This is a genomic window from Kitasatospora aureofaciens (genome assembly GCF_001188955.3).
GTDB lineage: Bacteria > Actinomycetota > Actinomycetes > Streptomycetales > Streptomycetaceae > Kitasatospora > Kitasatospora aureofaciens.
Window position 1 is genome coordinate 1 of the sequence record NZ_JPRF03000086.1, and the last position, 11,112, is coordinate 11,112.

The 11,112-nt window shown below is 74.0% G+C and carries 8 protein-coding genes, 1 tRNA gene and 1 pseudogene; 8 read left to right on the top strand and 2 right to left on the bottom strand.

Features of this window, described 5'->3' with window-relative positions; genetic code table 11:
- Positions 1-97: 97 nt before the first annotated feature.
- The 7 genes and pseudogenes from HS99_RS37285 to HS99_RS37315 all read left to right on the top strand — a co-directional run.
- A pseudogene (locus HS99_RS37285) lies at positions 98-1,252 on the top strand (S1C family serine protease); the annotation flags it as partial.
- 61 nt (positions 1,253-1,313) lie between these two features.
- A tRNA-Ser gene (locus HS99_RS37290) sits at positions 1,314-1,401 on the top strand.
- A 127-nt stretch (positions 1,402-1,528) separates the two neighbouring features.
- Positions 1,529-2,356: a MerR family transcriptional regulator gene (locus tag HS99_RS37295; RefSeq protein ID WP_030278449.1), complete on the top strand. Its 828-nt coding sequence runs from the start codon at positions 1,529-1,531 to the stop codon at positions 2,354-2,356.
- 54 nt (positions 2,357-2,410) lie between these two features.
- The gene (locus HS99_RS37300; RefSeq protein WP_063738021.1) at positions 2,411-3,769 is read left to right on the top strand and encodes an MFS transporter; all 1,359 of its coding nucleotides are present in this window, start codon (positions 2,411-2,413) and stop codon (positions 3,767-3,769) included.
- Positions 3,762-5,126 carry an FAD-binding oxidoreductase gene (locus tag HS99_RS37305; RefSeq protein ID WP_030278451.1) on the top strand — a complete coding sequence of 455 codons (1,365 nt, stop codon included), beginning with the start codon at positions 3,762-3,764 and terminating at the stop codon, positions 5,124-5,126. The genes HS99_RS37300 and HS99_RS37305 overlap by 8 nt, the downstream gene beginning before the upstream one ends.
- A gap of 479 nt (positions 5,127-5,605) precedes the next feature.
- Entirely contained in the window at positions 5,606-5,935 is a 330-nt protein-coding gene (locus HS99_RS37310; RefSeq protein ID WP_030552013.1) for a hypothetical protein, read from the top strand.
- A 336-nt stretch (positions 5,936-6,271) separates the two neighbouring features.
- The gene (locus tag HS99_RS37315; protein WP_223886028.1) at positions 6,272-7,048 is read left to right on the top strand and encodes a pyridoxine/pyridoxamine 5'-phosphate oxidase; all 777 of its coding nucleotides are present in this window, start codon (positions 6,272-6,274) and stop codon (positions 7,046-7,048) included.
- Positions 7,049-7,111: 63 nt separating this feature from the next.
- Here the strand turns inward: HS99_RS37315 and HS99_RS48035 are convergent, their stop codons facing one another.
- A complete protein-coding gene (locus HS99_RS48035; protein WP_197697981.1) occupies positions 7,112-8,176 on the bottom strand; it encodes an EamA family transporter in 1,065 nt (354 codons plus the stop codon).
- A gap of 322 nt (positions 8,177-8,498) precedes the next feature.
- Between HS99_RS48035 and HS99_RS37325 the strand changes: the two genes are divergently transcribed.
- Positions 8,499-10,160 carry a long-chain fatty acid--CoA ligase gene (locus HS99_RS37325; protein WP_030278459.1) on the top strand — a complete coding sequence of 554 codons (1,662 nt, stop codon included), beginning with the start codon at positions 8,499-8,501 and terminating at the stop codon, positions 10,158-10,160.
- Positions 10,161-10,219: 59 nt separating this feature from the next.
- Here the strand turns inward: HS99_RS37325 and HS99_RS37330 are convergent.
- On the bottom strand, positions 10,220-11,112 hold an 893-nt coding region (locus tag HS99_RS37330; protein WP_244916009.1), incomplete at its 5' end, for a response regulator.

An 11,112-nucleotide genomic window follows, 5' to 3' on the forward strand; every position in this document is an offset into this window, starting at 1 on the left:
TGGGTAACTCCCGTCAACGACGGGGTGCACCTCACCCCGGCCGGTATGCGGTTCGTGACGCCGTGGCTGGAGAAGGAGATCGCGGGCGCGCTGTCCGGGCCCCGGCGGCCCGGGCGGCCCCGGCGGTCCCCGCAAGAAGCGCGGCGGCCTGGTGGCCCTGCTCGCCGCCGTCGCGCTGGTCGCCGGTGTCGCGGGCGGCGCGATCGGCGTGGTCGCCACCGGCCACAACAACAGCAGCAGCTCGGCCGACGACCACCGCAGCACCACCGTCCAGGCCAGCAACACCCAGAAGAACGAGCCCGCCCCCGGCTCGATCGCCAGCATCGCGCAGAAGGCGCTGCCCAGCGTCGTCACCATCAAGGCGCAGGGATCCCAGGAGTCGGGCACCGGCACCGGCTTCGTCTTCGACACCGAGGGCCACATCCTCACCAACAACCACGTGGTCGCGCCGACCCTCAACGGCGGCAAACTGACCGTCAAGTTCGCCGACGGCACGTCCTACAGCGCCTCGGTGCTGGGCCACGCCGAGGGCTACGACGTCGCCGTGGTGAAGATCGACAACCCGCCGAAGGCCAAGCTGGCCCCGCTGGCGCTCGCCGACTCCGACAAGGTCAACGTCGGCGACGCCACCATCGCGATCGGCGCGCCGTACGGCCTGGAGTCCACCGTCACCAGCGGCATCGTCAGCGCCAAGGACCGCCCGGTCGCCTCCGGCGACGAGACCGGCTCGCAGGCCTCGTACATGAACGCCCTGCAGACCGACGCCTCGATCAACCCCGGCAACTCCGGCGGCCCGCTGCTCGACTCCAGCGGCGCGGTGATCGGGATCAACTCGGCGATCCAGTCCAACGCCTCCGCCAACGGCCGGGCCGGCAGCATCGGCCTGGGCTTCGCCATCCCGATCAACCAGGCCAAGTGGGTCGCGGACACCCTGATCAAGACCGGCAAGCCGGTCTACGCCAAGCTCGACGTGCTGCGCAACGACGACTACAAGGGCGACGGCGCCCAGATCCAGACCCGCGACGTTCAGGGCCAGCCGGCCGTCACCCCCGGCGGCGCGGCCGACAAGGCCGGCCTCAAGCCGGGCGACGTCATCACCAAGCTCGGCGGCGCCCCGATCGAGAACGGCCCCGCCCTGGTCAGCCGGATCTGGACGCACAAGCCCGGCGAGACCGTGGACGTCGAGTACACCCGCAACGGCCAGACCATGACCACCAAGGTCACGCTCGGCCAGCGGGACGGTGACCAGTGACCCCCGCACGCCGAATCGTGTGCACCGAACCCCGCCGGACCCGTTAGGCTGACCTCCGCCTGGAGAGCTGCCCGAGCGGCCTAAGGGAACAGTCTTGAAAACTGTCGTGGCGTGACCCGTCACCGTGGGTTCGAATCCCACGCTCTCCGCCGGTAGGAGAACCACCTGCTCAGGGCGGGTGCCGACATCGTTCGGCACCCGCCCTAGGTGTTTTCCGGGGCGGATCCGGCGGGGGGTTGACCCTGACACCGTGGCAGGCGGTGGAGTGGAAGCACCATGTTGAACATCGGAGACTTCGCCAGCCACGGCCGGGTGTCGGTGCGGATGCTGCGCCACTACGACGCGATCGGACTGCTCAGGCCCGCCCGGGTCGACCCGGTCACCGGGTACCGCTCCTACGAGGCGGGCCAACTCGCCCGGCTGAACCGGGTGATCGCGCTCAAGGAGCTCGGCTTCACGCTGCAGCAGGTGCGGGCCGTTCTGGACGAGAGGCCGGACGCCGCCGAACTGCGCGGGATGCTGCGGCTGCGGCGGGCCCAACTCGCCGCGGCGATCGCCGCGGACGAGCAGCGGTTGGCCCGGGTGGAGGCGAGGCTCCGGACGATCGAGAGCGAGGGGAACATGTCCGAGCACGATGTCGTGGTGAAGCCCGTGCCGTCCGTCCGGGTGGCCCAACTGACCGGTGTGGCGGCGAGTTACCAGCCCGAGGACATCACGCCGGTGATCGGCCCGCTGTTCGCGGAGCTGTGCAGCCGGGTCGCCGGGGCGGGCATCGAGGAGGTCGGCCCGTCCGTCGCCCACTACGAGGACTCGCCGGAGGGCGACGGCTCGGTGCTCGTCCGGGCCGCCGTGCAGGTCCCGCACTCGGTGCCGGGCGGCCGGGACGACTTCGAGGTGCTCGACCTGCCACCGATCGCGGAGGCGGCGACCATCGTCCACCGCGGCTCGATGGACGCGGCGATGGGCAGTTTCCAGGCGCTCGCCCGCTTCATCGGCGAGAACGGCTACCGCTCGGCCGGCTACGCCCGCGAGCGCTACCTGGAGACCCCGGACGACCTGTCCGGCTGGGTCGTCGAGCTGCAGGAGCCGGTGCTCCGTCGTTAGGGCCTGTCGGGCGGCTTGCCCTCGACCTGGTCGAGGGTCCTAGCGTCGCCCGGCATGACCACCACCGCGCCGCCCCGCCCGGGCCCTTCCCGTCCGGGCCCGCCCCGCCCGTACCTTCCCCGGCCGTACCTGTTCTGGCTGGCCGGTGCCCAGACCGGGCTGCTGGGGGACGCCGTGTTGGGCTTCGCTCTCGGCTGGGCCGCTTCGGGGTACGGGGGCGGCGCGGCCGGGCTGGTTCTTACCGCGATCACCGTGCCGCGCACCACGCTGGTGCTGCTGGGCGGCGCGGTCGCGGACCGGTTCGGCGCCCGCCGGGTGATGCTCGCCGGGGACGCGGTGATGCTGGCCGCGACCGTCGCACTGACGCTCGCCGTGGCCGGGAGCCGGGGCACGCCGCTGTGGCTGCTGGTCGCGGCGGCGGCCGTGACCGGGACGGTCGACGCGTTCCACCTCCCGGCGAGCGGCTCGATGCCGCGCAGGCTGGTGCCCGCCGACCGGCTGCCCCGGGCGCTCGCACTGCGCCAGGCCGGAGGGCAGGCCGCGGTGCTGCTCGGGGCTCCGCTGGGCGGCCTGCTGGTCGCGGCGGGCGGGCTCGCCGGAGCGGCGGCGGCGGACGCGGTGAGCTTCGGGGTCGTCCTGCTGGTGCTGCTGAAGGTCCGGCCGGAGGGGGAGCGGCCGGGTGCCCTCCGCCGAGCGGGTCTGCTGGGGGAGGCGGCGGCCGGTGTCCGGCTCGCCGTCGGTGATCCGCTGCTGCGGGCCGCGCTGCTGCTCACCGGCGCGGCCGCCGGGGCGCTGCTGCCGGTGGTGTCGCTGCTCGGGCCGTTGCTGGCCCGGGCGCACGGCTGGGCGGCGGGAACGGCCGGGCTGGTTGCCGGCGGCCAGGCGGTCGGGGTGCTCGCGGTGGCGGCGCTGGTCGCCTGGCGGGGCGGGCTGCCCCGGGCGGGCACCGGGGCGGCCGCGGGGCTGTGTACGGCTTCGGCGGGCATCGGGCTGTTGGCCCTGTCCGTGGGACCGGTGGGGGCGGTGGCCGGCAGCACGGTGACGGGCATCGGCTCGGGGCTGTTCGCCTCCCACCTCGGCCCGCTGGTGCTCGGCGGCGCTCCGGCGTCCCATCTGTCGCGGATCCAGGCGCTGCTGACGTTGGTGCAGAGCCTGCCGTTGGTGCTGTCCACCGGCCTGCTCGGACTGCTGGCGGACGCGGCGGGAGCCGCCCTGCCCACCCTCCTCTGCGCCCTCGCGACCGCCGCGGCCGGCCTGACGGCCCTCGCCACCCCGGCCCTCCGCCGCGCCCGACCGGGTCCGGCGGCCACGGTGTGCCCGCCCGGCCCCGAGGCCCACTTGCCCGCTTTCGGCCCTCCGGGCAGAGTGCGGAGGTGGAGGCGGGCAGCGGCGAGCGGAGGCGGCGATGAGTGACCTGACGGACCGACTGGCGCAGGGCCTCCCGGCCGGGGCGGTGGTGGTGGATCCGGACGTGACCGCCGCCTACAGCCATGACATGGCGGGCTTCTGCGCCGCCGGTGCGCCCGCCGTGGTGGTGTTCCCGGAGACGGTCGAGCAGGTGCAGCACGTGCTGCGCACCGCCACCGAGCTGCGGGTGCCGGTGGTGCCGCAGGGGGCTCGGACGGGGCTGTCCGGGGCGGCGAACGCCGTCGAGGGGTGCGTCGTGCTGTCGCTGGTGAAGCTGAACCGGATCCTGGAGATCGATCCGGTGAACCGGGTCGCGGTCGTCGAGCCGGGTGTGGTGAACGCCGAACTGTCGCGCGCGGTCGAGGAGTTCGGGCTGTGCTACCCGCCGGACCCGTCCAGCTGGGAGTCCTGCACGATCGGCGGCAACATCGGCACCGGCGCCGGCGGCCTGTGCTGCGTGAAGTACGGCGTCACCAGCGAGTACGTGCTCGGGTTGGACGTGGTGCTGGCGGACGGGCGGCTGCTGTCGACCGGGCGCCGGACGGCCAAGGGGGTCGCCGGTTACGACCTGACCCGGCTGCTGGTCGGTTCGGAGGGGACGCTCGGGGTGGTGGTGCGGGCGGTGCTGTCGCTGCGGCCGGCGCCGGCTCCGCAGCTCGCGCTGGCGGCGGAGTTCCCGAGCGCGGACACGGCCGGTGCGGCGGTCTGCGCGGTGATGGAGGCCGGGCTGACCCCGTCGCTGATGGAGCTGATGGACGCGGTTTCCGTCCGGGCGGTCAACGAGCTGGGGCAGATGGGGCTGCCGGAGTCGACCCAGGCGCTGCTGCTGGTGGCCTTCGACGGGCCGGACCGGGAGGCCGGGTTGGCGCGGGTCGCGGAGCTGTGCCGGGAGGCGGGGGCGACCGAGGTGGTGCCGGCCGAGGACCAGGCGGAGTCGGACCTGCTGCTGGCGGCCCGGCGGCTGGCGCTGCCCGCGTTGGACCGGCTGGGGACCACGATGATCGACGACGTGGCGGTGCCGCGCTCCCGGCTGGCCGAGATGCTCAACGGCGTCGCGGTGATCGCGGAGCGGCACGCGCTGACCATCGGCGTGGTCAGCCACGCCGGGGACGGCAACACCCATCCGATCGTGATCTTCGACGGCTCGGACCGGGACCAGACGGACCGCGCCCAGCGCGCCTTCGACGAGATCATGGCGCTCGGGCTGGAGTTGGGCGGCACGATCACCGGGGAGCACGGGGTCGGGCTGCTCAAGCGGGACTGGTTGGCCCGTGAGCTGGGACCGGTCGCGCTGGACCTGCAGCGGCAGCTGAAGGCGGTCTTCGACCCGCTGGGAATCCTCAATCCGGGCAAGATGGTCTGATTTTCGGAGCGGGCGGATTCCTCCCGCCCCGGCCCTTTGTCGCCCACAGTTTCGGTACGACTTCCTGATGGTCCGCGAATGGCCGGAAAAGTCGACACGGGAGGGTGATCGAACTTTTCGGGGGCGTGTTCCACGTCGTCCCGCGCCGGGGTGGTGCGCCCGGCGGTTCGTGTGATGTCGAAGTGCCGCTTCCCGGAGGCCGCCGAGCGGCCGCAGAACGGCCGTCGTCCGGGCGAATTACCAGGTCATTGGCGGTGTGTCGACGCGCTGTCCGGTTCGGTGCCCGTTATGCGCGGCTGCGGTGAAGATCACGCTAACGGGCGAAAACCGCCCTGTCGGCTACCGCTTTGTCGATTTGTTGCGGAAGGCTGTCTTCCGGCGTCGCAGCCCGCAGGTGTTCGTCCGGCCGGCGAACCCCCGCACCCCATGCACGACCAATGCACGACCAATGCGTGATCAACAGCTTCTTGGAGGCGCACATGGCTCGCATCAACCCCCGGAGGGCGTCCGGGTTCCTGCTCGCCGTCCCGCTGGCGGCGGGTCTGCTGCTGGCAGGTGCCGGGGTCGCCGCCGCCGACAACGGCGCGGGTGCCGCGGCCGGTTCCAACGCCGGCGTGGTGTCCAACAACGGGACGGGCAACGTGTTCGGCGGGGTCAACGGCAACTACGTCTCCAACCAGCAGACGGCCACCGGCTCCGGCGCCTCGAACCAGAACAACACCCTCGCGGCGAAGGACAACGCGGGCGACATCCTGGCCGGCCAGGGCAACAAGAACGTCAACGTCATCTCCACCCCGATCTTCGGCTGATCCCCCGGGCACCACCGCCGGCGGGGGCGCCGGGGGTGGACGGCCGCGGGTGAGCTGAGCACCCGTGGAGGGAGACCGGACGAAAGCTTCGACCGGCCAGCGGAAAGGGTCACCGCGAAACCGGCCTCGTGGGCGGTGCCGCCATCGGCACCGCCCACGAGTGTGTCCGGCGCCGGTCCCCGTGCGAGCGGCCCGGATCCGCCCACCGAGGGCCCGCGCCCGGAGTCGTCGGCCCACGGCGGTACGGTTGCGCTCCGACAGCGCTCCACGCGCCCGGCCCCGGAACGGACGGCCCGGCCGGGGCGGCGACCGCGGCAACCGGAAGGAAGGTGCGCGATGGCGGCGGAGGACGAGGGACTGACCGGCCCGGACGGGGCCAGGCCCGCACCGGAGCCGCAGGCCGACGCGTGCCCGGCACCGCTGGACGAGCGCCGGCCCGAGCCCAGGTCGGTCCCCGAACTGCTGCTCGGCCGCCCGCCGATGGCCCGCCCGCTGCCCTCCTTCGACCCCCAGGCCGCCCCCGCCGAGCCCGGTCCGCTGTTCGTGGACTGGCTCGCCACCGCGCTGGACGCCGGGGTGCTGGACCCACAGGCCTTCACCCTCTCCACGGTCGACGCCGACGGCATGCCGGACGCCCGGGTGCTGGTGCTGCGCGACGTGGACGCGGCCGGTACCGGCTGGAACTTCTCCGCCGCCGCCGACAGCCCCAAGGGCCGCCAGCTCGCCCACCACCCGGCCGCCGCGCTGACCGTCTACTGGCCGCAGCTGGGCCGCCAGGTGCGGGTCCGCGGCAGTGTCGAGCGCGCCGCCGACCTGGTCGCCGCCGCCGAGTTCGCCACCCGCTCGCCCGCCGCCCGGGTCGGCGCGCTGGTCGGCCGGCAGAGCGAGCCGCTGGGCGCGCTGGAGGAGTACGACGAGGCGGTGGCGGTCGCCCGCCGCCGGCTGGAGGCCACCCCGGGTGCCGTCGCGCCCGGCCACGCGGTCTACACCCTGTGGGCGCACGAGGTGGAGTTCTGGCAGGGCGACGCCCAGCGCCGGCACGTCCGGCTCCGCTACACCCGCACCGGCCCGGTGCGCACCCCGGAGTGGTCCCGCACCCTGCTCTGGCCGTAGGCGCCGCGCACGCCGTAGCCCGTCGTGCCCCCGGTCAGCACCCCCTGGCCAGTGCCGCCCGGGTCAGCGCCGCCCGGTCAGCGTGGCCCCCACGCTGGCCGCGACCACGCAGCCGATCCCGGCCAGCTGCGCCGCGCCCAGCAGCTGGCCGAGCACCACCAGCCCGACCAGCGCGCTGACCGCCGGCTCCAGGCTGACCAGCACGCTGAACACCCGCTGCGGCATCCGGCGCAGCGCCGTCATCTCCAGCGCGTACGGGAGCACCGGCAGCAGCACCGCCACGCCGGCCACCGAGGCGAGCAGTACCAGCGGCGAGGCGCCGGGGGCGGTCAGCCCGTCCCGGGCCTCGCCGAACCCGAACGGCGCGAGGGCCAGCGCCCCGACCGTCATCGACACCGCGAGGCCCTGGAAGCCCTGGAAGGTGGCGCCGACCTTGTCGGTGAACAGGATGTACACCGCGTAGCAGGCGGCCGCGCCGAAGGCGTAGAGCAGGCCGACCGGGTCGAGCGAGCCGCCCCCGTCGCCCTCGCCGAGCAGGGTCAGCAGGACGACGCCGGCCGCGGCGAGCAGCGCCCAGAGCAGGTGGCTGGCGCGCCGGGCGAAGACCAGGGCGACCGCGAGCGGACCGAGGAACTCGATGGTCGCGGCGGTGCCCATCGGCAGCCGGTCGATCGCCCCGGCGAACAGGTAGGTCATCCCGGCCGAGGCGACGCCGAGCAGGGCGGCCGCGGCGAGGTCGCGCGGGCGCTTGTCGCGCAGCCGGGGCCGGGTGACGGCGAGCAGGATGGCGGCGGCGAAGCCCAGCCGCAGGAAGGTGGTGCCGCTGACCCCGAGCGGGCCGAACAGCGGCTTGGACAGGGCGATGCCGGTCTGCACCAGGAACATCGCGACCAGACACAGAAGCGGCGCCGGGATCCGCTCCGGGCGCCGCAGTACCTTGCCGAACCGACCGGTGGACCGGCCGGGGCGCACCCCCGGGGGCGCCGCGGAGCCGGGCTCCCCACCTCGTCGCCAGCTGCCCCGCTCGCCGGCGGGCTCGCCCTTGGGGGCGGGCGGCATGGCAAGGGCCTCGGCGACGGCGGAGGCCGAGGTGGGTGCAGCGGTTTCGCTGGTATGGGAGGTGGGCATACTAGCGAGTTTGCCGTAAGGAGCGATGAACGGGCAAGCTCGTTACAAATATCGGGACGGAAGCGGACGGGTGCGCCCGAAAGGGCGGGCCCGCGCGGCCCGTCGACCGGGTGGCCGCTCACCGTGCACGAGGGGGCGGCGCGAGGAGCGGCCCGGACCCTCCGGGCGGGTCGGCCACGGGACGAATCCGTGATCCGTGCAACGGTGCCGGGATGCTGACAGGGGATGGACGGAAACGGCACAATCGGGCACGTCCGGGCCGTATTACCGCCCGGTAGGTGTGCCGTAGGAGCCACCGGTGCCGCCAGGTCGAGGAGGACCCGTGTTCAGCACGATGCAGGACGTACCGCTCACCGTCGCCCGGATCCTGGAGCACGGGTCCACCGTCCACGCCCGGTCGACCGTCACCACCTGGGACGTCACCGGGCCGGTCGTGCGGACCTACGCCGAGGTGGGCGCCCGCGCCGCGCAGCTCGCCCACGCGCTGCGCGACGAGCTCGGGGTGACGGGGGACGACCGCGTCGCGACCCTGATGTGGAACAACGACTTCCACCTGGAGGCGTACCTCGCCGTCCCCTCGATGGGGGCCGTGCTGCACACCCTGAACCTGCGGTTGCCCTCCCAGCAGCTGTCCTTCATCGTCAACCACGCCGCCGACCGCGTGGTGATCGTCAACGGCAGCGTCCTGCCGCTGCTCGCCGCCGTGCTGCCGGACCTAGCGCCCACGCTGAAGCACGTCGTGGTGGCCGGCCCCGGCGACCGTTCGCTGCTGGCCGGCTTCGCGGGCGGCGTGCACGACTACGACGAGCTGATCGCCGACCGGCCCACCGACTACCCGTGGCAGCGCGACATCGACGAGCGCCAGGCCGCCGTGCTCTGCTACACCTCCGGCACCACCGGCGACCCGAAGGGCGTGCTCTACAGCCACCGTTCGATCTACCTGCACTGCATGCAGGTCAACACCGGTGACAACTTCGCCTTCACCCCGCGCGACACCGCCCTGCCGGTGGTCCCGATGTTCCACGTGAATGCCTGGGGCATCCCGCACGCCGCCTTCATGTCCGGCGCCAACCTGCTCATGCCGGATCGTTTCCTCCAGCCCAAGCCGATGGCCGAGATGATCACCGCCGTCCGCCCCACCGTCAGCGCCGCCGTCCCGACCATCTGGAGCGGCCTGCTGGACGAACTGGACGCGGGCGACTACGACACCTCCAGCCTGCGCATGGTGGTCATCGGCGGCAGCGCCTGCCCGCCCTCGCTGATGAAGGCCTACGACGAGCGCCACGGCATCCGGGTGCTGCACGCCTGGGGCATGACCGAGACCTCCCCGCTCGGCTGCTTCGCCCAGCCGCCGGGCGGCCTCACCCCCGAGGAGGAGTGGCCGTACCGGATCACCCAGGGCCTCTTCCCGGCCTCTGTCGAGGCCCGGCTGATCGGCCCGGGCGGCGAGCGGATGCCGCACGACGGCGCCGCGGCCGGCGAGCTGGAGGTGCGCGGCCCGTGGATCGCCGGGGCCTACTACGGAGGCGCCGGGCAGGACCCGGTCCGCCCGGACGACAAGTTCTCCGAGGACGGCTGGCTGCGCACCGGCGACGTGGGCACCATCACCGCCGACGGCTACCTGACCCTCACCGACCGGGCCAAGGACGTCATCAAGTCGGGCGGGGAGTGGATCTCCTCGGTCGAGCTGGAGAACGCCCTGATGGGCCACCCCCAGGTGGCCGAGGCCGCCGTGGTCGCGGTGCCGGACGAGAAGTGGGGCGAGCGCCCGCTGGCCACCGTCGTGCTGCGCCCGGGCGCGACCGCCGGGCTGCGGGAGCTGCGGGCCTTCCTGGCCGAGCGGATCGCCTCCTGGCAGCTGCCGGAGCGCTGGGCGATCGTGGAGTCCGTCCCGAAGACCTCCGTCGGCAAGTTCGACAAGAAGGTGATCCGGGCCAGCTACGCGGCCGACGAGCTGGACGTCGCCACGCTCGGCAAGGAGTAGGACGACAGGAGGGCCGGCCCCCGTTCGGTACGGGGGCCGGCCCTCCGGCACGTCCGGGTTCAGCCCGCGGCGGCGACGCCCGCCTCGCCCATCGCGCCGATCCGCCCGAGCAGGTCGACGATCCGGGACTGGACGTCCTCGCTGGTCGAGCGCTCGGCCAGGAACAGCACCGTCTCGCCGGTGCGCAGCCGGGGCAGTTCGCGCGGGTCGAGGTCCACCGAGGTGTAGACCACGAGCGGGGTGCGGTGCAGCCGGTCGTTGGCGCGCAGCCAGTCCAGCAGCCCGACCCGGCGGCGGCGGATCTGGAACAGGTCCATCACCACCAGGTTGGGCTGGACGCTGCTGGCGCGGGCGACCGCGTCGTTCTCGTCCACCGCGTGCTCGACGTGCATGCCGCGCCGCTCCAGGCTGCTGATCATCGCGGCGGCGATGTCCGGGTCGCCCTCGACCAGCAGCACCCGCGGGGCGTGGTGCTCGCCGTCGCGCGGGGCGAGGGCGCGCAGCAGTACGGCCGGGTCGGCGCCGTACGCGGCGTCCCGGGTGGCCTGGCCGAGGCCTGCGGTGACCAGCACCGGGATCCGGCTGTTGAGGGCCGCGGTGCGCAGGGACTGCAGCGCGGTGCGGGTGATCGGGCTGGTCAGCGGGTCGACGAAGAGCGCCGCCGGGAAGCCGGCCACCTGGGCGTCCACCTCCTCGCGGGAGCGGACGATCACCGGGAGGTAGCCGCGCGACTGGAGCGCCTGGCCGGTGGCGGGGTCGGGCTCGGGCCAGACCAGCAGCCGGCGGGTGTTGGCCAGCTCGCCGGACGCGGGCTGCGACTGCTCGGCGTCCGGGCGCTCGCCCCCGGCGGCCGGCAGTTCGGCCATCGGGCGCGGCGCGACCGGTACCGGCGGCTGCGCCGGGACGGCGGGCACCGGCGGGGTGACCGCCGGGCGCGGCGGGGTGAGTTCGG

Excerpts from the sequence above, each read along its gene's own strand:
- HS99_RS37295 (WP_030278449.1), top strand. The coding sequence starts at position 1,529 with ATGTTGAACATCGGAGACTTCGCCAGCCACGGCCGGGTGTCGGTGCGG.
- HS99_RS37300 (WP_063738021.1), top strand. The coding sequence starts at position 2,411 with ATGACCACCACCGCGCCGCCCCGCCCGGGCCCTTCCCGTCCGGGCCCG.
- HS99_RS37305 (WP_030278451.1), top strand. The coding sequence starts at position 3,762 with ATGAGTGACCTGACGGACCGACTGGCGCAGGGCCTCCCGGCCGGGGCG.
- HS99_RS37310 (WP_030552013.1), top strand. The coding sequence starts at position 5,606 with ATGGCTCGCATCAACCCCCGGAGGGCGTCCGGGTTCCTGCTCGCCGTC.
- HS99_RS37315 (WP_223886028.1), top strand. The coding sequence starts at position 6,272 with ATGGCGGCGGAGGACGAGGGACTGACCGGCCCGGACGGGGCCAGGCCC.
- HS99_RS48035 (WP_197697981.1), bottom strand. The coding sequence starts at position 8,176 with ATGCCCACCTCCCATACCAGCGAAACCGCTGCACCCACCTCGGCCTCC.